The sequence below is a fragment of the Ruminococcus sp. FC2018 genome (assembly GCF_000621805.1).
Lineage (GTDB): Bacteria > Bacillota > Clostridia > Oscillospirales > Ruminococcaceae > Hominimerdicola.
The window spans coordinates 50907-71777 of record NZ_JHXH01000007.1 but is presented as its reverse complement, the minus strand read 5'-3'; the positions used below and the strand labels follow the sequence as shown (position 1 = coordinate 71777).

18 protein-coding genes are annotated in these 20871 nt (G+C 43.6%); 2 read left to right on the top strand and 16 right to left on the bottom strand.

Going from position 1 to position 20871, the window contains the following annotated elements; all coding sequences use genetic code 11:
- Positions 1 to 4: 4 nt before the first annotated feature.
- The 9 genes from der to T494_RS0106330 all read right to left on the bottom strand — a co-directional run bounded on the left by der (position 5) and on the right by T494_RS0106330 (position 8498).
- Positions 5 to 1336 carry a ribosome biogenesis GTPase Der gene (der, locus tag T494_RS0106370; RefSeq protein ID WP_028505583.1) on the bottom strand — a complete coding sequence of 444 codons (1332 nt, stop codon included), beginning with the start codon at positions 1334 to 1336 and terminating at the stop codon, positions 5 to 7.
- Between the two features lie 166 nt (positions 1337 to 1502).
- A complete protein-coding gene (rpmF, locus tag T494_RS0106365) occupies positions 1503 to 1685 on the bottom strand; it encodes a 50S ribosomal protein L32 (RefSeq protein WP_028505582.1) in 183 nt (60 codons plus the stop codon).
- 36 nt (positions 1686 to 1721) lie between these two features.
- On the bottom strand, positions 1722 to 2174 hold the full coding sequence (locus tag T494_RS0106360) for a DUF177 domain-containing protein (protein ID WP_028505581.1): 453 nt from the start codon (positions 2172 to 2174) through the stop codon (positions 1722 to 1724).
- 90 nt (positions 2175 to 2264) lie between these two features.
- Positions 2265 to 2669: a hypothetical protein gene (locus T494_RS0106355; RefSeq protein WP_028505580.1), complete on the bottom strand. Its 405-nt coding sequence runs from the start codon at positions 2667 to 2669 to the stop codon at positions 2265 to 2267.
- Positions 2670 to 2736: 67 nt separating this feature from the next.
- The gene (locus tag T494_RS0106350; RefSeq protein ID WP_028505579.1) at positions 2737 to 4074 is read right to left on the bottom strand and encodes a glucose-6-phosphate isomerase; all 1338 of its coding nucleotides are present in this window, start codon (positions 4072 to 4074) and stop codon (positions 2737 to 2739) included.
- A gap of 109 nt (positions 4075 to 4183) precedes the next feature.
- Complete coding sequence (locus T494_RS12500) at positions 4184 to 5386, bottom strand: serine hydrolase (protein ID WP_051540160.1); 1203 nt, start codon at positions 5384 to 5386, stop codon at positions 4184 to 4186.
- A 65-nt stretch (positions 5387 to 5451) separates the two neighbouring features.
- Positions 5452 to 6897 carry a glycogen synthase GlgA gene (gene glgA / locus T494_RS0106340; RefSeq protein WP_028505578.1) on the bottom strand — a complete coding sequence of 482 codons (1446 nt, stop codon included), beginning with the start codon at positions 6895 to 6897 and terminating at the stop codon, positions 5452 to 5454.
- 166 nt (positions 6898 to 7063) lie between these two features.
- Positions 7064 to 7642, bottom strand: a complete 579-nt coding sequence (locus tag T494_RS0106335) for a dipicolinate synthase subunit B (protein ID WP_028505577.1) — start codon at positions 7640 to 7642, stop codon at positions 7064 to 7066.
- On the bottom strand, positions 7632 to 8498 hold the full coding sequence (locus T494_RS0106330) for a dipicolinate synthase subunit DpsA (RefSeq protein ID WP_028505576.1): 867 nt from the start codon (positions 8496 to 8498) through the stop codon (positions 7632 to 7634). Before T494_RS0106330 ends, T494_RS0106335 begins: the two co-directional genes overlap by 11 nt.
- Before the next feature lie 320 nt (positions 8499 to 8818).
- Here T494_RS0106330 and T494_RS0106325 point away from each other — a divergent pair, with 320 nt between their 5' ends.
- A complete protein-coding gene (locus T494_RS0106325) occupies positions 8819 to 10900 on the top strand; it encodes an elongation factor G (protein ID WP_028505575.1) in 2082 nt (693 codons plus the stop codon).
- 81 nt (positions 10901 to 10981) lie between these two features.
- Here the strand turns inward: T494_RS0106325 and T494_RS0106320 are convergent, their stop codons facing one another.
- From T494_RS0106320 to T494_RS0106295, 6 genes are all read right to left on the bottom strand, one after another.
- The gene (locus T494_RS0106320; RefSeq protein WP_081777246.1) at positions 10982 to 11830 is read right to left on the bottom strand and encodes a histidinol-phosphatase HisJ family protein; all 849 of its coding nucleotides are present in this window, start codon (positions 11828 to 11830) and stop codon (positions 10982 to 10984) included.
- Positions 11831 to 11834: 4 nt separating this feature from the next.
- A complete protein-coding gene (locus T494_RS0106315) occupies positions 11835 to 12608 on the bottom strand; it encodes a sugar phosphate isomerase/epimerase (RefSeq protein WP_028505573.1) in 774 nt (257 codons plus the stop codon).
- Positions 12609 to 12632: 24 nt separating this feature from the next.
- Positions 12633 to 13988, bottom strand: a complete 1356-nt coding sequence (locus tag T494_RS0106310; protein WP_028505572.1) for a PFL family protein — start codon at positions 13986 to 13988, stop codon at positions 12633 to 12635.
- An 18-nt stretch (positions 13989 to 14006) separates the two neighbouring features.
- Positions 14007 to 14276: an ACT domain-containing protein gene (locus T494_RS0106305; protein WP_028505571.1), complete on the bottom strand. Its 270-nt coding sequence runs from the start codon at positions 14274 to 14276 to the stop codon at positions 14007 to 14009.
- Between the two features lie 92 nt (positions 14277 to 14368).
- The gene (locus tag T494_RS0106300; RefSeq protein WP_242836400.1) at positions 14369 to 16549 is read right to left on the bottom strand and encodes a lectin like domain-containing protein; all 2181 of its coding nucleotides are present in this window, start codon (positions 16547 to 16549) and stop codon (positions 14369 to 14371) included.
- 77 nt (positions 16550 to 16626) lie between these two features.
- A complete protein-coding gene (locus tag T494_RS0106295; protein ID WP_028505569.1) occupies positions 16627 to 17784 on the bottom strand; it encodes a nucleotidyltransferase family protein in 1158 nt (385 codons plus the stop codon).
- A gap of 201 nt (positions 17785 to 17985) precedes the next feature.
- Between T494_RS0106295 and T494_RS0106290 the strand changes: the two genes are divergently transcribed.
- Positions 17986 to 19185 (top strand): acetate kinase, encoded by a 1200-nt coding sequence (locus tag T494_RS0106290; protein WP_028505568.1) that lies wholly within the window; start codon positions 17986 to 17988, stop codon positions 19183 to 19185.
- A gap of 59 nt (positions 19186 to 19244) precedes the next feature.
- Here the strand turns inward: T494_RS0106290 and pap are convergent, their stop codons facing one another.
- The gene (gene pap, locus T494_RS0106285) at positions 19245 to 20753 is read right to left on the bottom strand and encodes a polyphosphate:AMP phosphotransferase (RefSeq protein ID WP_028505567.1); all 1509 of its coding nucleotides are present in this window, start codon (positions 20751 to 20753) and stop codon (positions 19245 to 19247) included.
- Between the last annotated feature and the right edge of the window lie 118 nt (positions 20754 to 20871).

The following is a 20871-nucleotide window of genomic DNA, read 5'->3' as shown; positions in this document are numbered from 1 at the left end:
GAAATTACTTAACGTCGTTTCGGTCACGCTCACGAATTTTGAACACGATAGGCGTACCGTCGAGTGAAAAGACTTCCCTTATCTGATTTTCCAGATAGCGCTGATAAGAAAAGTGGAAAAGCTCCGCCCTGTTAACAAAGAAAACAAATGTAGGCGGCTTGGTTGACACCTGGGTCATATAGTATATTTTCAGTCGTCTTCCCTTATCCGAAGGCGGCTGCACCCGTGAGGTCGCATAGGAAAGCACCTCGTTAAGCCGTCCGGTAGGTATTCTTACCGAGTTTTGCTCAGCAACATATTTTATCTTTTCAAACAGCGTATTCATGCGCTGTCCGGTCTTTGCGGAAATAAAAACATAAGGAACATAGCTCATAAAGGAGAAATTATTATCAAGATCCTTTATAAACTCATTCATGGTATTTGTCTCTTTTTCTATCGCATCCCACTTATTTACAGCTACAACACAGGCTTTACCTTTCTCATGGGCATATCCTGCAACCTTTGAGTCCTGTTCGGTGAATCCGACTGTTGCATCAATAACTATGACCGCAACATCTGCTCTGTCCACCGCCATGTAAGCACGCAAAACAGAATACTTTTCAATGCTGTCAAGCACCTTTGACTTACGCCTGATACCGGCTGTATCAATAAAGATAAACTTTCCGTTTTCATTTTCTATCACCGAATCGGTGGCATCTCGTGTGGTTCCGGCGATGTTGGAAACAATTACTCTCTCCTCACCGCAGATTTTATTGATTATCGATGATTTACCAACGTTTGGCTTTCCTATAACAGCGACCTTGATAACATCATCCTGCTCATCGTCTTCATTTTCCTCCGGAAGATACTTGAGCACCTCATCAAGCATATCTCCTGTACCATGTCCATGTACAGACGACACTGCATACGGTTCACCAAGTCCAAGATTATAAAACTCATAAAATTCAGCCGGCGGTTCACCAAGAGCATCGCATTTATTAACGCACAGAACAACAGGCTTTCCGGATTTCTGAAGCATCTGAGCGACCTCATAATCGCTTGCAGTAACACCGGTTCTCATATCAGTAACAAATATTATGGCATCTGCACTGGTAATGGCAACCTCCGCCTGTCTTCGCATCTGTTCAAGAATAACATCATTTGAATCAGGCTCGATACCGCCTGTATCTACAAGCATAAACTCTTTTGATAGCCATTCGCACTTTCCGTATATTCTATCCCTTGTAACTCCGGGAGTATCTTCAACGATCGACAATCTCTGACCAATAAGCTTATTAAACAGCGTAGATTTGCCCACGTTAGGTCTGCCAACTATGGCTACAACGGGCAATGACATCCGATCAACTCCAATACTACATATTTACACACATACCCAAGATATAGTATAGCACATTCCAAAAGAAAAATCAACCAAAAACGTGCATAAAAATAAAAAGCAGAGGAAGAAATAAACTCAACCTCTGCCTTTATAAATGCAAATTATCCTGTTATCGATATGAAGCTTATGCTTCCTTCTTGATAACCTCTACACCCTTATAGTATCCGCAGTTTTTGCATACTCTGTGGGGTGAAGTAAGCTCACCACAGTTTGAGCATCTGCAAAGTGCAGGTGCATCAAGTTTCCAAACATTTGAACGTCTCTTATCACGTCTGGCTTTGGAAACCTTCCTCTTTGGTACTGCCATTTTGGCACCTCCTCTTCGGCATTCTGGAAAGGACCGTCAGTTATGGCTGACGCACTTGCAATCTCCCTCATTCAGGTTCTGACCACAGGTACAACATAGTCCCTTACAATCTTGTTTACATAGTATTTTAGTCGGCAGCTGCAGCAACAGATCTGATACAGCAAGCTCATTCATATCAAGCACATCATTATCACAGACAACATACATATCGTCATCACTGTTTGTGTGAGTGACAAGTATGTGTTCAAAGCTGTAATGATAATCTCTAACAAACTCGCTCAGGCATCTGTCACACTCAAGCTCAAGCTCGGCATCAAGTTCATAGGTCAGTTTAACAACTCCGGCACGATTAACTATCATGCCCTTGATAACAACCGGGGACTTGAATGAATAACCACCGGCATTTTCCAGCTCATCAACTCCTATCGAATAGTCGATAGAAAGCGACTCTCCAACTATATCGAAGATCTGTCTAAGCTGTATTTTCATACTACACCTCGAACATCACAAAGAGTATTATATACCTTGTTTTGCGATTTGTCAATACTTTTTTTCAATTTTCTGCCTCAGCAGATCAAATCATTTGATATAAGCTCTGACCTTCGCAGGCAGTTCATCAACGTCTGCAGAAACAGTAAATATAATGTTTACGTCCTTACAAAGAATAGCAACCTTTTCAAGCATTGCACCCAGAGCCTCATAGTCTCTGCCGCCGATTTTAAGGATTCCGTCTACAAATACTTCCTGTATATCATAGTTTCCAGCGAGAAGACCTGCAACAAAGCCGTAGAATGCATCATAGCTGTTTACGCCATACTCCTCTGCATCGGCAAGTCTGACATTGTGCGGCAGATCATAGGTGAGCTGCATCCCTCTCTCGATGCAAACCACATTTCCCGTAGCACTTTCAGCTGCTTTTTTGATCGCCTCAACAAGGATCTTGGTTTTGCCTGTGCCTTTTTTTCCTGGAATTAAATTGATCATAATAAACTCTCCGTTCTGCTTATAAAAGCTTTATTTTAAGAGTGTTTCCACTCATTATCCCAATATTTTATTCAGCATTTAGCTTTGCCTCAAGCTCAGCCTTTGCACCTTCGTATCCCGGTTTGCCCAGCAGTGCAAACATATTTTTCTTATAGCTCTCAACACCGGGCTGGTTAAATGGATTTACGCCCATCATATAACCGGAAACAGCCACAGCCTTCTCAAAGAAGTAGATAAGTTCACCAAGATTTTCCTCATCAGGAGTATCCACCTCAATGACAATATTAGGAACACCGCCCTCGGTGTGAGCAAGGATAGTTCCCTGGAAAGCCTTTTTGTTTACCACCGACATATTCTGATTTGTAAGGAAATTGAGTCCGTCAAGGTTCTCAGCGTCATTTTCAAGCCACAGATCCTTCTTTGGCTTAAGAATATCAACAACGGTTTCAAACATGATCTTTGAGCCGTCCTGGATAAACTGACCGAGAGAATGAAGATCGGTGGAGAATGTTGCGGATGACGGGAAAATACCTTTATCGTCTTTTCCTTCACTCTCACCGAAGAGCTGCTTGAACCACTCACCCATCATGGTAAATGCAGGATCGTAGGAAACCAGCATCTCAACAGATTTGCCTTTTCTTGCAAGTATATTTCTTATAGCAGCATACTTGTAGCAGTCGTTGTTATCGTCTTTAGCATAGGCATTCTGGGCTTTTCTTGCGCCCTCCATAAGCTTATCTATATCGCAGCCTGCAGCGGCTATAGGAAGCAGACCAACTGCAGTAAGTACCGAGAATCTTCCGCCAACATCATCAGGTACAACAAAAGTTTCATACCCTTGTGTGTCAGAAAGCTCTTTAAGTGTGCCCTTAGCCTTATCTGTTGTAGCGAATATCCTTTCCTTTGCCCCGTCTTTACCGTACTTTTTCTCAAGCATCTGCTTAAAAATGCGGAAAGCGAGTGCAGGCTCGGTAGTTGTGCCCGACTTGGAAATAATATTTACACACACGTCCTTGCCATCACAAATAGCGAGCACCTCGTTCAGATATGTAGGATTTATGCTGTTGCCGACAAAATAGATGTCGGGAGTGTCCTTTGAAAGATTGTTATAAAGCGGGGATTTCAGGAACTCAATAGCAGCTCTTGCGCCAAGATACGAACCACCGATGCCGATAACAACAAGCACATCACAGGTCTTTTTGATCTTCTCGGCAGCTGCCTTGATCCTTGCAAACTCCTCCTTATCGTAATTTGTGGGAAGGTCTACCCAGCCAAGAAAGTCGCTGCCAAGACCGTTTTTGGCTTCAAGAGAAGCATGAGCGGCAGTTACAAGCGGAGCTACACCTTTATATTCATCCTCACCAATAAACTTTTTAAGATACTTTGTTTGCAGTTTTATAGACAATACAGTCAGATCCTTTCAATTTAACTAAAAAGATTATACAATATTTTTTTTCACTTTTCAAGGGTTTTGCAAACCAAAAATAGCATTTGTGCACTTTAACGAAAAAAGTTTACAATTTAAGAAGATTATATAAAAGTTTTTTAACTCCGCATATCCAGTCCATTTTCTTGATATCGTCCTTAGCTACGATATTTACCGTACATACAGGGCTATTGTCGTACTCAAGGGTATAGCGTGCGCAAACCTGTCCCTTTTCGACGGGTGCTTCAAGTATTTCCGAAGTCTCCGAAACTTCTTTCAGCTCAGCTGATGTGCCTCGTTTAATAATCACCAGAGGCTCGCTTTCAAGCTCAAGCTCGCATTCCAGCTCTGCTCCGCCTGTAACAGGTATGTTTTTCAACAGCTTTTCCGGCACTTTTGGCGTATAGGTCTGAAAGCTGTCCGTTGCCGCTTTGAAAAGCTTTTTAACGTCATTATCACGCTTTTGTTTATCTGCGCTTCCAAAAACTACGGCACAAAGCTTCATTCCGCTTTTATTCACGGTTACACAGCTGCAGCTGCCGAGCTTTTCCGAAGAAAACGCCTTCATACCGCTGATACCGCCGTATGTTCTGACCAGGGTATTGTTATTCACAAGCTCAGCTTTACCGTTTCTAACAGTTATGAGCCAGGTTTTCATATACGGTGCCAGAAAATCATATTTTTCAAGTCTTGTACATAATTTTGACAGATCGTTGGCAGTGGTAACATTTGCTGCATCTGTCCCTGTACAATCCTTATACACAGTTTTGTTCATGCCCAGAGATCTCGCCTTTTCGTTCATTGACTCAACGAATTTTTTCTCGCTGCCGGATACTCCTTCGGCTATTGTAACGGCAGCATCATTGGCATTGCCCACCGTGATCGCTTTTATAAGCTCATCAACAGTTATTTCTTCGTTGTTTTCCAGCCATATCTGAGGGTCTTTACAGCTGTTTGCACGGCTTGAAGCCTTAAATGTTTGGTTAAAATCAATATCACCGCTTCTGATTTTTTCGCTCAGCAGCAGCAGAGTCATAAGCTTGTTGAAGTGAAGAGATTGAAACACCGTATCTGCCTGCCTTTCGTACAGCACCTTACCGGTCTGCATCTCAACAAGTACAAAGCTCTTTGCAGTGACCGACGAAACGTCTTGCTCAGCAGGTGTGATTTTTGAAGCCTGCTCAGCATTTTTTTCAGTTCCGTCTGAAGCAGACACACTGCTGCAGAACAAATGCATTGATAAAGCCAACAAAAGACAGATCGAATAAACAACTATTTTTCTTTTAAACATAAGGACAGCCTCCGTTTCTTAAACAATACTATGTTCAAACGGGGGCTGTTATGTTTATTTACATATCAGTAGCCTATGAGCCAATCATACATCTCCTGATACTTTACAGCCGATGCCTGCCAGGAGAAATCCTTTGACATTCCGGCTTTGACTATTTCATTCCACTCGTCACGTCTGTCATCAAATATATATTTGGCAAACATTACTGTATTGTACATCTCGTGTGCATTGTAATTTGCAAAGGAGAATCCGGTACCGGTATGCTCAAACTGATTATATGGCTCAACGGTATCTCTCAGGCCTCCTGTTTCACGCACGATAGGCACCGTACCGTATCTCAGGGACATAAGCTGAGAAAGTCCGCATGGTTCAAACAGTGAAGGCATAAGGAATGCATCTACAGATGCGTATATCCTGTGGCTGAGAGCATTGCTGTAATAGATATTTGCAGAGACCTGTCCGGGGAAACGTCCGGCAAACCATCTGAACATATCCTCGTACTTTCCGTCGCCTGTGCCAAGAACGGCAAACTGTATTCCCTGCTGGCACATTTTCTCCATCATATATGCAATAAGGTCAAAGCCCTTCTGATCGGTCAGTCTGCTTACGATACCAAGCATAAATCGGTCGTTGTTGATCTCAAGCCCAAGTTCTTCCTGAAGTGCACGCTTATTGTGCACCTTCTTTTCAACAACGTTCTTGACACTGTATTTTACATTGATAAGCTTGTCCTTACTCGGGTCGTAATCATCGTAATCTATTCCGTTTACGATTCCTCGCAGGTCGTTCTTTCTGGCTCTCATAAGTCCGTCAAGTCCCTCGCCGTAAAATGCAGTCTTTATCTCCTCGGCATATGTGTTGCTTACGGTGGTGATAGCATCGGCATATACAAGACCACCCTTGAGCATATTACCGTCAATTCCTGTTCTGAGCTTATCTATGGAGAAATAGTAATCGGAAAGCCCGGAAAGCCACTTTATCCTGTCAACGTTGTCGTTGCCCTGGAATTTAAGGTTATGTATGGTCATTACGGTTTTTATGCCACGGTAGAATTCTCCGCCCTGGAAGCTGTCATGGAGAAATACGGGAACAAGACCTGCCTGCCAGTCGTGGCAGTGGATAACGTCCGGTCGGAAATCTATAAGCGGAAGCGCAGACAACACTGCCCTGTCAAAGAAGATAAACCTCTCAATGTCCCAATGATGCTCAAGGTAAGGCTTGTCACCGCAGAAATAATACTCGTTATCGAGGAAATAGAAGATAACGCCCTCATATTCCATTTTCAGGACACCAACGTACCTGCTCTGTCCGTCGTAATCCATATAAAAGTGGGTAACATATTCAAGCTGGTCCTTCCACTTGCTGTCCATACACATATACTTGGGTATAAACACACGGCAGTCATAGTATCTTTTGTCAAAGCACTTTGGCAAGGAACCTACAACGTCGGCAAGACCTCCTGTTTTAATGAAGGGGACGCACTCGGATGAAACAAACAATAAATTTTTCATAGTAAAATGTCCTTTCATTCATTATGGAATCAGCAAGTTACAGAACAAAGCTATCCATATTTTTATCATTATATCACTTTAATACAAAAACGTCAACACATTTTTGATTATTTTATATGAAATATGCAAAAGCACCGTAAAGCGATTTAACTTTACGGTGCTTTTATCAGAGAATTACCGGCTGAAGCTGCTTTCTGCTGAGGGCTGCATCAAGGGTTTGAGGCAGCAGAGTAAAATCCGCCACTATAGAGTTGGGTTTCTTTTCGTAATCATCTTGTTTGTAGGGAACAAAATAATAGTTCTTTAAATTCTGAAGCATTCCGATATTCTTGGCGCAGCCTGCAAGTGCATCATTAGTGGAAACAGCTATTACAACCGGTCCGGCATTTCTCAGATGACTTTTTACAGCCATTGTTACCGGTGTATCGGTTATTCCCAGTGCAAGCTTTGCAAGAGTATTTGCTGTACAGGGGGCAACGACCATTATATCGCACATTTTCTTTGGTCCTATCGGTTCTGCATCAACAATGGTCTTTATGACGCTTGTGCCGGCTATCTGTTCAAAACGGGCAATATTATCACGGGCACTCCCGAAGCGTGTATCAAGCGTGGCAGAATTAAATGACATAACGGGGATAAGTTTTGCACCCATTGCGGTAAGTTCCCCGGCAGCTTTGAAGCTTTTTTCAAATGTACAGAAGGAACCACAGATGCAATAGCCCACCCTAATGTCTTTAAGGGACATCTTTTTCTCTCCTTTCGGTGATTATGTTCCTGACAGTATCGGCAATTATCCTTCCCGAAGATTCGGGAGCGTATTTTCCGGGTATGGCAAGAGCGTGGATATATCTCTTTCCAAGGCGCTGAGCAGCACAACGGTCTACCCCGCCCTTGCCGGACGCAAGGTCAATGAGCACCGCCTTGCTGTTAAGCCTTTCAAGCTGCTTTTCTCCGAATATCATAGCAGGAACTGTATTTATAACAATGTCGTAATATTCTATCTCCTTTTCAAGCTCGGTCAGTCTGACAGGCTTGTGACCGTTATTTTCCGCCTCTGCAAGCTGAGCAGTCTTTCTTGCGGCAACAGCGACCTCAGACCCAAGAGCCGAGAAAGCTTTTGCGCAGCTTTTTGCAACTCTGCCGTATCCGGTTATGAGAGTCCTTGTATCGCAAATATCAACTATCAGCTCCTGCATTGCAATAAAAAGAGCTCCTTCCGCAGTAGGTACACAGTTTTTAATTACAAGTTCCTCACGGGAATAATAATCGCAGACCTCAAAGCCCTTTGACTTAAAGTGATCGCACACCGGTTCTGCCATTCTTCCTCCGAGGACAAGTGCGTTTTCATTCAGATGGCAGATAAAGCTTTCAAACGGGATATCCCCTGCGGCAGAGGAAACATAAAAGCTATCATCATGCATTAAGGGAAGCAGGAGTATATCGGCTTTTTCATTCATAGTTCCGGGATCTGTAAGAATGATCGTATCCCCGCTTTTCCCGGGGGCAGCATATGAATATACTTTCCAAACCTTGGAAAGCTCACCACAGGCATATATCATTCTGTTATCTCCGCCCACACTCAAAATCACCGGTCTATCCATATTTATGCCTCCGTCCCGCAGTTGCCAGAATCTTAAATTTAACACCTGTCTATGCTTAAATTATATGCCACGAAGCAGTAATATGTTAAAACCCGAAAGGCATCAAAAATATGTTCAATGTTCAGTTTGTAGAAAATCAAGTATAAAATTTGTTCATATTAACGAAAAGAAATTTCTAAAAATCTATTGTAAAGGTAGTTTAAATAGTATATAATTAACCTATGCGGACACACTTTTTTGTATATTTAGTACATATCCGCAAATATTCATATGGACATGGTCAAACGAAACAGTCCAAAGACACGATTGGAGAGATTAAATTGAAAAAATATGACAGCACCAAAATCAAAAATATTGCCATTGCAGGTCATGCAGGTTCAGGTAAGACATCACTTACAGAGGCATTACTATACAAAAGCGGAACTACTGACAGACTGGGTAAGGTAGCAGACGGCAACACCGTTTCAGACTTCAGCCCTGACGAGATCGCAAGAAAGACCTCGGTTTACACCTCTCTCACAACAATGGAGACAGGTGAGTTCAAGGTAAATATGCTTGATACCCCGGGTCTGTTTGACTACGAAGGCGAGATGATCGAAGGGATCTATGCAAGCGGATGTGTGCTTATAACAGTTTCCGCAAAATCCGGCGTTAAGGTCGGAACACATAAGGCATATGACTGTGCAAAAAAATACAATAAGCCAACCATGTTCGTTGTAACAAAGCTTGATGACTTAAACGCAAACTTCAACAACGTTCTTACACAGCTCAAGGCTGAGTTCGGACCAACGGTGTGCCCTGTTGTTGTTCCTGTAATAGCGGACAGAAAGATCGTTTCCTACGTAAACCTCATTGAGATGCAGGCATACAAGTACGTTAACGGTAAGGCAGAACCAACAGATATGCCTACCGCAGAGATCGCAGAAAATATGGAATACCGTATCGACGGTCTTGTCGAGGCAGTTTCCGAGGCTGTCGCAGAGACAGATGAGGCATTGTTTGAAAAGTTCTTCTCCGGTGAAGCTTTTACACAGAAAGAGCTTACAGACGGTATCCATAAGGGAATGAACAGCGGTGCTATAACGCCTGTTGTATGTGTATCCAGCACCGATCTCTCCGGAGTCGATATGCTCCTGAAGGAGATCGACCTGCTGCTTCCTCCTCCTTCCGAAAAGGATGCAATGGTGGGCGAGGATGCAAACGGCGAGCTTGTTGAGATTGAATGTAATGAGAACGATCCGCTCACAGCCTTTGTTTTCAAGACTGTCGCAGATCCGTTTGTAGGCAAAATGTCCTTTATAAAAGTATTTTCGGGAAGCTTAGCTCCTAACAAATCGGTGGTAAACGCTTCGACCGGAAGTACAGAAAAGGTTGGAAAGCTTGTTACACTTCTGGGAAAGAAACAGACTGATGTTGCTCAGGCAGGCTGTGGAGACATCGTAGTTGCTCTTAAAATGAATATAAACACCAACGATACTATATGTGATGCAGCAAGGGTTGTAAAGTTCCCTTCAATGGAATTTCCAAAGCCAAGCTATAAAATGGCAGTTAAAGCCGCTTCACAGGGTGATGAAAGCAAGATCAGCAACGCTATCTCAAGGATCCTCGAAGAAGACAAGACTGTTACTTACGAGCAGGATCCGGATACTTTGGAGCAGATAATAAGCACACTGGGTGGTGTACATCTGGATTCTATTATCTGCAAGCTGGGCAATAGTTTTGGTGTTGATGTAGACATATCCGTTCCTAAGATCGCATACAGAGAGACCATAAGAAAGAAGGTCAAAGTTCAGGGTCGCCATAAGAAACAGTCCGGCGGTCACGGTCAGTACGGTGATGTATGGATCGAGTTTGAGCCATGCGTTTCCGACGAGCTTATATTTGAGGAAAAGGTATTTGGCGGCGCTGTTCCTAAAAACTTCTTCCCTGCTGTTGAAAAGGGGCTTCAGGAAAGCATCAAGAAGGGTGTTCTTGCAGGATTCCCTGTGGTAGGTCTGAAAGCTATATTGGTGGACGGCTCTTATCATCCGGTGGACAGCTCGGAAATGGCATTTAAAATGGCTGCAAGCATTGCTTACAAGGAAGGCATGAGACTTGCTGATCCTGTATTGCTGGAGCCTATCGGTGCGCTGAATGTTCTGGTTCCCGATGACAACACCGGTGATATTATGGGTGAGCTTAACAAGAGGCGAGGCAGGGTCCTTGGAATGAATCCTTCTGATAAGGCAGGACTGACCGAGGTCATTGCTGAAGTCCCGATGGCTGAAATGTCCGACTTCACTATGTATCTGAGACAGACAACTCAGGGCAGAGGCTCCTACACGTTTGAAAAGGTACGTTATGAGCAGCTTCCTGCTAACCTGTTTGCAGATGTTATTGCTAAAAACGCAATGGGCGACTGATAAATAAAACAAAAACAGAGAGGTTTTTTCAGATGGAAAAGCCTCTCTTATTTTTTATAAAGATATAAAATATGGTTTATGCTATTTGAAATAAGCAGCGTACTTAAATCCGCAGCTCTTTGCGAGCTGAGCACCAATGTCTATTCCCTGCCCGACATTTTCGGCGCAGTGTGCATCGGAACCCAGAGAAAGTATCTCTCCTCCCAGATCCCTGTACAGCCTTACAAGCTCCTCACCCGGCATTGTGCTGGCAAGGTGGGTAAAAAGGGACGACGTATTGATCTCTATGCCCTTTCCTTTTGCGATCAGTGTTCTGAATATTTCGGCACTTATATCCTTATATCTGCTATTGTCAATTTGTATTCCGTACTTTCCGCAGATATATCTGTAAGGATATGTAAGATGACCGAGAATGTCAAACTCCGCCTGTTGGCACATTTCAAGCACCTGTGCATAATAATCATCAAGGAGCGAATAGATGTCATTCATGCTCAAACGGTCAAAGCTAAGAAAATAAAAATCCTTCTCCCCCGAATTATTATGCAGCGAGCCGATTATATAGTCTATGCTCTTATCCGAGGTAATTTCTCTTGCGATCTCAGGTGCCTGTAACGGCTGCCCAAGCTCGACCCCGTGAATAAACTCAAAGCCGTCATCATAATGTCTTTGCTTCAGCTCTTGCATTTTTTCAAGGCTTTTATTATGGTATTCTTTACAGTTATACATCAAAATATCGTCTTCATCAGCCGATTTACTGTCAATTCCATAATACTCAGGCTCAAACCAGGTATTGCATTCACAGTGGTCGGTAACAGCAAGAGCTTTTAGCCCCAGATCAACAGCTTTATTTACAAGTTCGACCGGGTCGTCATTTCCGTCCGGAGAAAACATACAGTGGGTATGACAATCCAAAAGACCGTTTACATTCACTATATCACCCCTGTCTCATTTCAAACAGTTTCTTTGCAGCTGAAAAAGCCTTGGCAAGGAACTGTTCATCAGAAAGGTCATTATACATATCCGTTCTGTTACGCATGACCTCAAGGGCAATTATACCATAGAAGTCAAGTTCTTTGAGCTTAGCGATAAACCTGCTGTAATCTATATTGCCGTCAAAGGGGATGATATGCTGGTCTGCTGTGCCGTCATTATCATGTATATGCAGTGTTTTAAGCCTGTCACCGTACTTGCTCAGCACATCGCTGCCTTTGGAAAAACAGTTTTCATGTCCCACATCATAGCAGAGCTTAACGTTTGTGTCATCGCACTCTCCAAAAATTACATCAAGATACTCCGGACGCTCGATATTTTCAAAAGCAAGATCAACATTCATGCTCTTGGCATATCTTATCAAGCCCTTGAAATACTTTTTTCCGCACTCGCTGACAGCGGGGGGATCAAGTGTATCGGTACAGTGGACGACCAAAGTTTTTATTGCAAAGTTATGGCACGAATCAATGGCACCATGTAGTTTGATAAGGCTTTCCATGGGATTTTCATCGGTCCACAGGTTGTTCATCATGTGGAAAGGTGCGTGCACGCTCTCAATACGCAAACAGTTTTCCTTTACGCACAAAAGCTCCTGCTGAAAAACATCGCTTCCGTTCCATGTCATGATCACGCCTTTAAAGCCGGCGTTTTTTATAAGTCTGATCCGCTCCTCAAAGGGAGTTGTTTTGGTATAGTTGGTATTAACCGCAAGGATCATTACGATCACGCTCCCATCGGGATATCAGTTTTTAAGTGAATGAAGAGGTGCAGGTATCTGTCCGCCTCTGTTTATAAACTTGCTCGGAGACTCTTTTTTCAGCGGCATTACAGGACCACATCCAAACAGTCCGCCCCAGTCAAGCTCCTCTCCGACCTTTTTGCCGATAGCCGGGATTATACGCACCGCAGTGGTCTTGCTGTTTACCATTCCGATAGCCGCTTCATCGGCGATAATTGCAGATATAGTATCCGCAGGTGTATCGCCGGGAACACAGATCATATCAAGTCCCACAGAGCATACTGCTGTCATAGCCTCCAGCTTTTCTATGCATAAAGCACCGCTCTTTGCGGCATCGATCATTCCTGCGTCCTCGGAAACAGGAATAAATGCGCCCGACAGTCCTCCTATTCTCGAACAAGCCATTACGCCGCCTTTTTTCACAGCATCGTTAAGAAGTGCAAGTGCAGCGGTAGTACCGTGGGTACCGCATCTTTCAAGGCCGATCTCCTCAAGGATATGTGCAACAGAGTCACCCACAGCGGGTGTCGGTGCAAGAGAAAGATCCACTATGCCAAATGGGACACCAAGTCTTTCTGAGGCAGTTGTTCCCACAAGCTGACCAACTCTTGTGATCTTATAGGATATTTCCTTTATAACATCGGAGATCTTTGTTATATCTGCATCAGGATATTTTTTAAGTGCCGCTCTTACGACGCCCGGTCCTGATACTCCCACATTTATCATGCAGTCAGGTTCACCCACGCCGTGGAATGCTCCCGCCATAAACGGATTATCCTCAACAGCGTTGCAGAAAACCACAAGCTTTGCTGCGCCGAAGCAAGCCTGCTCCACTGTCCTTTCCGCACATTCTCTCACTATCTGTCCCATCATTTTGCAGGCATCAAGGTTTATACCGGTCTTTGTGGAACCGATATTGACCGATGAACACACCCTCTCGGTAGAGGCAAGTGCTTCAGGGATAGACTTGATAAGCTCTATATCACCTGCCGAAAATCCCTTTGGAACAAGGGCGGAATACCCTCCGATAAGGTTTACACCTACCGCTTTTGCCGCTTCATCCATGGTTTTTGCAAACTTAACCGGTGAACACTTGCAGGCAGCTGAAACAATAGCGATCGGAGTTACAGAAATACGCTTGTTTATGATCGGTATGCCATATTCCCTTTCGATCTGCTCGCCTACCTCAACAAGTCGGGCTGCCTTTGTAGTTATCTTATCATATACCTTCTTGCAGGCAACATCTATATCACTGTCGATACAGTCAAGAAGCGAGATGCCCATGGTTATGGTACGGATATCAAGGCACTCGTCCTGTATCATTCTTATGGTTTCAAGTATATCGTAAACATTTATCATTTTGCAGTATCCCTCTCATCAAATATGGTGCATACAGTTAAAAATATTTTCATGCATAACGGTAACTTTAAGACCGTTCTGCTCACCCAGCTTTTCCAGTGACTCTGCCATAGCGGCAAAATCGCTGTTGAGCTTAGTAATATCCACCATCATTATCATAGCGAACATTTCCTGCATAACAGACTGTGTCACCTCGATGACATTTGCATTATACTCAGCGCATTTAGTACTTACCTTTGCCAGTATACCAACTGCGTCCTTACCTATAACTGTTACAACTGCTTTCATATTCAATACCAACCTTTCAATCAGTTTAACTTACAAATAATAAGTATAGCATATTTTATATTTTTTGCCAACCCAAGAATATAAATATTTTATTAACGCTTGCTTTTAAGCTTTCTTTTGTGTTTTTTTCTTGCGGATAATACCAAAATAGCGATAACGGCTGTTATAACTGCTACACATGAAACGGCAGCTATAACAAATCCCTTTCTTACACTTGGACTTTTGTTTTCTATATCAAGCTCTCCATGGATAACATTAGTGTCCTTTGATATTGGCAGGATAGTATTATCCGACACAATAAACCTCTGGGTAAAAACATTTCTTTCCCCATTTGTATTAAGCAGCTTTGCTGTGCGTTCTGCCTCATTCACATCCTGTGCAGACAAAGCATAGCAGTTTTGGACATTGTACTTACCGTCGTCTGCATACCTTGCTGCAGGGCTGTCAACACCGTTGACGCAGAAATAGCAATCACTTATTGTTCCGCTTCGGAGGTCTCCGACAATACCGCCTTTACGCTGTGCATTAAGCTCTCCGTAAAATCCGCAGGCAATGACTGTCCCTCTTTCGCATGATCCTGCGATACCCCCGACAGATTCAGCGGTAAAGCTGCTGCTTTGGATAACAAGCTCTCTTACAACGGCATAATTCCCGAGCTTTGCAAAAACTCCCGAAGAGGAGGATCGTATATTTCGCATAACATGACCGTTACCGTAAAAGTATCCGTTAAACTCCCCTTTTTCCGGTGTGCCGGCAGAAACAAAATCTTTATCCGAAAAGTCAATATCCGATTCCAGCATAACTATCTTATCGGTGAATTCGGTACCGCCGCTCACACTTTTGGCAAAGTCGTTCCACTCATCAGAATTTGTGATTACAACATAGCTGTCACGCTCATTTTTAGCAGCTTCAAGCAGCCTGTTAGCTTTATTGACAACTATATTTGTTAGCTGAGAACGGTAGGCAACATTTCTTGCATACTCCACCGCACGCTGCATTCCTTTTGTATTTTCATATTGCTCTATCTTTTCCTTCAGCTCCGAGACATCCGCAGCAGAGCTTTTTGAGGTATACGCATTGATATATGCGTTTGCAAAGCTGGTTTGTATACTGTCCTGCCAGCCGCTTTTCTCGCTGAAATAATAGCTTTCGCCCCTGTTTCTCTCACAGGCAGCACTCTCAGCCACAAAATAGTTATTGCCGTTTTCCGATTTCAATGAAACAACAACAGAAAATCTGTCCCCTTTGGAAAACCTGATATGCTCGGGAAATTTAACTGTAACATAGCCATCGTACTGAACTGTGCCTATTTTATCAAGTATCTCGATGCCGTTTACAGGGGAATTATCCTTCACATCCTTGAAAATACGCACCATATACTCTGTGCCCTTACCGCCGTTGCCTTCAATAAAAAACGAGACCTGTTCAAGACTCTCATTATCACGGGCGGTAAACACATTTGCAGCCTGCACGGCACCCTGCGCAGAGACAATTATCTTATCATTTCCTTTATTATGGGTATAGACATCGTCACTTACGGATCTTTGAAGCTTATAGAAGTAAAAGTCCTTAAGCTCACTTTCACAGTACGATATCCAATAAAATCCGTCTTCATTGCGAGTACCCCAGACGCTTTTTACCAGCCACGCTCCGTCACTTTCCGGTTTTACGCTCCCGAAATTATCCCTGCTGTAATTATCATCCCAGCCGATAACGGTAACGCTGTGGTTAACAGACTTTTCCTTATCCTGATAATAGCTCTTATGGTCGCTGCTGAAATAATCCGTATCGCTGTGATAGCATACTGCTGCGCCGCCGTACTCCATAAGCTTCTCTTTTATTGCGTTTATGTCACCGCTTACCCTTTCCACCTTATCAAGCTCATAGTCAGCCACTCCCTGCTGGGAATATGACACAGGATTAAGATACGGTGTGTTCAAAAGTGTAGGTTCATCGACCTCGTACTCAATGCCCTGAATCCTTGCGGCGGCAAACATGGGAGATGTTATATAGTTTGTGGAGTAACGCTGCTGAGGGGCGACGTTCTCTTTTTCGCTCTGTGCGGAAAACCAGACCATCGAGCTTTCGGAAAGGTCAACAGACGTGTTGTCCAGACCGCTGAAAACAATGCTTTGTTCCATTGCTCCCACGGTGGCATAAGCCCAGCAGATATCATATTTTTCAGGAGACTGTCTTACAGGTGTCACCTTTCCGCTTTCACGGGGATCAAACTTTTCGGGAAGCTTATTATCACCGTCGGCATATACAATCAACGGAAAGCATGAAATACATAACGCAAGTATTATAAGAAAGCTCAGTACTCTGCTTGTTCTTTTAATAATTATCACCACTATTTCGTAATAACGATCTTTCGTTTATACTCGTTGGAAAATGAAACATCCGAGCAGAGTTCTCTTAGTCTTACCGCATTACACTCAAGAAAAGCAACTCGTTTACATTCGTCATTCTTTTCCAGTCTTGCAAGAGAGGTATCATAGTCTATCGACCTGTTTTTTGCTTTTACAAGCACCCGGGCACCTTTGCCGTTTAGTGCAAGTATCCTGCCATAAGGCACGGGCGTGAGCATATCCTTGTGGGTTACTCCAAGGGCAATATGGATCAGAAAACGTCTTACCCTTGACATTGTGATGTCCTTGCTTTTTATAAGCTCTGCCAGCTCATCAAGGGATCCCGGGCACTGCATAATTGCTTTATTAAAGCGGTTTATGATACTCTGAGTAACAAACGGACAGTTTTCAACGGTCTTTTTATCTGCGCTGATTATCTTATACAAAAGTGCTTTGTCAGCCTTTCGGATAAATGCGGCAGGTACTTCAGGTAATTGGGGGACAAACGAAGATATATCCTCGCCGTGTTTCAGACGATCACGCAAAAGTGTGGCATTTGCAAATCCCTCAGACACTGTGGTATCCCCATGTCCGGGGCCTGTCCTTTTTATACACAAAGGAGCTATCCAGGGAGCAAGGGCGTGTGCTGCACGGATATACTCTATACCAAGCACATTATTGGCATCGGACAGAATATCTTTTACATCCTCGGACATCTCCTGTGCCACAATGCTGACGACCTGCGGATAGGTCAGACCGGCAGAGATAAGCTCTTTAAACCTGTCGCTTTCCTCCAGTCTGCCGATCAGATCAGCAGTGCTGTTAAGCTTGTCCGGATCGGCGCATTCACAGCCAAATGAAATAGCTTGTATAACGTTCTCGCCAAAGCCGGCAAGCAGTCTGACTGCATTTAAAGCAAATACCTGTGCAGGGGCGCATGAATATGGTGCAGCAAGCTCGATCACAAGATCTGCTCCCTGATCTATTGCCATCTGTGCTCTGTCATATTTGGAAAAAACCGCAGTGTCGCCTCGCTGGACAGCATCACCGCTGAGGATCACAACTATATGGTCTGCGCCCATTTTTTTGGTCTGCTCTATATGATATTTATGCCCGTTATGAAACGGGTTGTATTCAGCCACTATCCCTGCGGCAAACATCTCAGTCACCTCAATGTTTTATAAGCAAAATATGTTAATAGAATACTAAATTTTATTGCTAAAAATGTGTAAATCGAATAAATGGTAAAAATACACTTGAAATTTTGTCCCGGAATTGTTATACTGTTATTATATTATATTGTAGCTTCAAAGTCAAGCAACAGTAATATTGTACATCATTTTTGAGAGGAGTATTTCTTGATGAAAGTATTGGTAGTAAACGCAGGTTCATCATCCCTTAAATATCAGCTGCTTGATATGACAGATGAGTCTGTTATCGCAAAGGGAAACTGCGACAGGATCGGCATTGGCGGTCATGTAAGCGCAAAGACGGGCGACGGCAGAAAGTTTGAAGCCGACTGTGATTTCCCTACTCACACAGAAGCTTTTGAAAAGCTGGTAGAGGTCCTTACCTCCGGTGATACAAAGGTTATCGACTCTATGGACGAGATCTCCGCAGTAGGTCACCGTATCGTGCAAGGTGCTGAGGTATTCTCCGAGGCTTGCCTTGTAACAGACGAAGTTATAGACAAGATCGACGGTCTGGCTGAGCTTGCTCCTGTTCACAACCACGCGCACGCTCTTGCACTGAGAGCCTGCAAAAAGGTTATGCCTGCAACAACTCCGCAGGTAGTTGTATTTGATACAGCTTTCCACCAGATAATGCCTCCGAAGGCTTATATGTTTGGTCTTCCTTATGAGGATTACGAGCAGCTGCACGTGAGAAAGTACGGCTTCCACGGCACATCTCACAGATTTGTTTCCGCAGCTCTTGCAAAGGCTATGGGCAGAGACGTCAAGGATCTGAAGATCGTTTCCTGCCACCTTGGCAACGGTTCTTCCATCACAGCTGTTGACGGCGGAAAATCTGTTGATACAACAATGGGCTTTACTCCTCTTGACGGTGTTATAATGGGCACACGTTCAGGCTGCGTTGATGCTTCGGCGGTAACATTTGTTGCGGACAAGCACGGCTTTACACCTTCACAGATGAGTGATTATCTTAACAAGAAGTCCGGATTCCTGGGCATCTCCGGTGTTTCCTCCGATAACAGAGACATCATTGCCGGTGCTAACGAGGGCAATAAGAGATGCGAGCTTGTAAACGATATGCTCACATACGAGATCAAGAAATACATAGGAAGCTTTGCAGCAGCTATGAACGGACTTGATGCTGTTCTGTTCACAGGCGGTATCGGTGAGAACGAGAGCCTTGTTCGTTCAATGGCTTGTGCTGACATGGATTTCTTCGGCATCAAGCTTGACGAGGAAGTTAACAAGTCCATCAGAGGCAAGCTTTGCAAGATCTCCGCAGCAGATTCCAAGGTTGAGGTCTGGGTCGTTCCTACCAACGAGGAGCTGCTTATCGCAAGAGATACTCTGGCACTTATCAGCAAATAACACAGGCTTATAAATTAAAAGACTTGTCACTTTAAAAAGCGGCAAGTCTTTTTTATTGCTTATTTATTTTTCTCCAGTTTTTCTTCTATCTTTTCAATTATAGTTTTCATAGCTTTTATGCGGGCATACTTTTTATCATTACCCTCGATTATTGTCCACGGAGCTGCCTTGGTCGAGGTCTTTTCGATCATTGTATCGATATACTTTTCGTAGATGTCCCACTTTTCACGATTTCGCCAGTCCTCATCGGTTATCTTCCACTGCTTTTCAGGAGTGTTCTGTCGCAGGGTAAAGCGTTTGAGCTGTTCCTCCTTGTCGATATTTATCCAGAACTTTATAACGACAGCGCCCCACTGTATAAGCAGCTTCTCAAACTCGTTTATCTCCTGATAAGCCTGCTCTACCCTATCGGGCGGTGTTATATTCTCAATAGGCTCCACCATTACCCTGCCGTACCAGGTACGGTCAAAGATAGTAAAATGTCCGTCGTTTTCAAGACGTATCCAGAAACGGTACAGATAATGCCTTGCAAGCTCGTATTTATCCGGTGCTGCAATAGGTTCGACCTCATATCCTCTTGGGTCAAGGGCGTTTGCCACACGGCGGATATTTCCGCCCTTTCCTGCTGCATCCCAGCCTTCATAGCATATGATAACAGGTATTTTTTTCTGATAGCACAGGTTTTGCAGCTTGAACAGCTTATCCTGGCATTTTTCCAGCTGTTTTTCATATTCCTCGTCAGTAAGTGTTTTGTCAAGTGCAGCTTCACTGACTTTTTGGACGTTTGCCATTTTAAACTCTTGTGGTTTAACATCTGCAAACGGAAACTGATTTTTGGGCACAAATGTACTGCCGGAGGCTTTTGCTTCAAGCTTTCCTTCAACAGCAAGCACAAGAGCTTTTATCATTTCAAGCTTTGCACCTGTTTTATCGTCCCCGCCGATAATATTCCACACGCCGCTCGGAGTGTTTGTCTTTGTTATCATTTCCTCATAATACTTTGCAAATTTCTCACGCTTTTTAAGGTTATAAAGGTCGTGCTCATCAATGCGCCAGCTGGTATAATCTGACGAGGTAAGCTTTTTGATGCGCTTTTTCTGCTCCTCCTCGGTGATATGCAAAAAGAACTTGACTATAAGATAGCCGTCGTCTGCAAGCTGTCTTTCAAATACGTTGATGTCGTCAAGACGTTTGCGCATCTCGGATTTGCTGATCTCATCGTAAAGATATGCGTTTGCAGTGTCACGGTACCAGCTTCGGTCAAGGATCAGGAAATTGCCCTGCATCGGCATAGCACAGGCAAAACGCCAAAGCCATGGTTTTCTTTTTTCCACCTCGTTTGGCTTACCAAAAGACATGACCTTATAAAACCTCGGGTCAAGGCATTTTATAAGCTGTGCGATCTGAGAGCCTTTACCTGAGGCAGACCAGCCGTCAATAGTAATTATGACCGGAAGCTTGCTTTCTTTGATCTTGTTCTCAAGTCCCGAAAGTCTTGCACGGTACATCTCGATCTGTTCCGAAACAAGCTCTTTATTCACATTGTTCTGTTTAACGTCATTAAGCATTAAAAGCACCTCGTTTCTTTATTATTTTTCCTTTAAAACTATTATAAAACAATACTCATTTTAAGTATACTGGCATTATCACTAAATTTTATGTATCAATTTTGTTAATTAGCAGTTC

Excerpts from the sequence above, each read along its gene's own strand:
- der (WP_028505583.1), bottom strand. The coding sequence starts at position 1,336 with ATGTCATTGCCCGTTGTAGCCATAGTTGGCAGACCTAACGTGGGCAAA.
- rpmF (WP_028505582.1), bottom strand. The coding sequence starts at position 1,685 with ATGGCAGTACCAAAGAGGAAGGTTTCCAAAGCCAGACGTGATAAGAGA.
- T494_RS0106360 (WP_028505581.1), bottom strand. The coding sequence starts at position 2,174 with ATGAAAATACAGCTTAGACAGATCTTCGATATAGTTGGAGAGTCGCTT.
- T494_RS0106355 (WP_028505580.1), bottom strand. The coding sequence starts at position 2,669 with ATGATCAATTTAATTCCAGGAAAAAAAGGCACAGGCAAAACCAAGATC.
- T494_RS12500 (WP_051540160.1), bottom strand. The coding sequence starts at position 5,386 with ATGTTTAAAAGAAAAATAGTTGTTTATTCGATCTGTCTTTTGTTGGCT.
- glgA (WP_028505578.1), bottom strand. The coding sequence starts at position 6,897 with ATGAAAAATTTATTGTTTGTTTCATCCGAGTGCGTCCCCTTCATTAAA.
- T494_RS0106335 (WP_028505577.1), bottom strand. The coding sequence starts at position 7,642 with ATGTCCCTTAAAGACATTAGGGTGGGCTATTGCATCTGTGGTTCCTTC.
- T494_RS0106330 (WP_028505576.1), bottom strand. The coding sequence starts at position 8,498 with ATGGATAGACCGGTGATTTTGAGTGTGGGCGGAGATAACAGAATGATA.
- T494_RS0106315 (WP_028505573.1), bottom strand. The coding sequence starts at position 12,608 with ATGATCCTTGCGGTTAATACCAACTATACCAAAACAACTCCCTTTGAG.
- T494_RS0106310 (WP_028505572.1), bottom strand. The coding sequence starts at position 13,988 with ATGATAAATGTTTACGATATACTTGAAACCATAAGAATGATACAGGAC.
- T494_RS0106305 (WP_028505571.1), bottom strand. The coding sequence starts at position 14,276 with ATGAAAGCAGTTGTAACAGTTATAGGTAAGGACGCAGTTGGTATACTG.
- T494_RS0106295 (WP_028505569.1), bottom strand. The coding sequence starts at position 17,784 with ATGTTTGCCGCAGGGATAGTGGCTGAATACAACCCGTTTCATAACGGG.
- T494_RS0106290 (WP_028505568.1), top strand. The coding sequence starts at position 17,986 with ATGAAAGTATTGGTAGTAAACGCAGGTTCATCATCCCTTAAATATCAG.
- pap (WP_028505567.1), bottom strand. The coding sequence starts at position 20,753 with ATGCTTAATGACGTTAAACAGAACAATGTGAATAAAGAGCTTGTTTCG.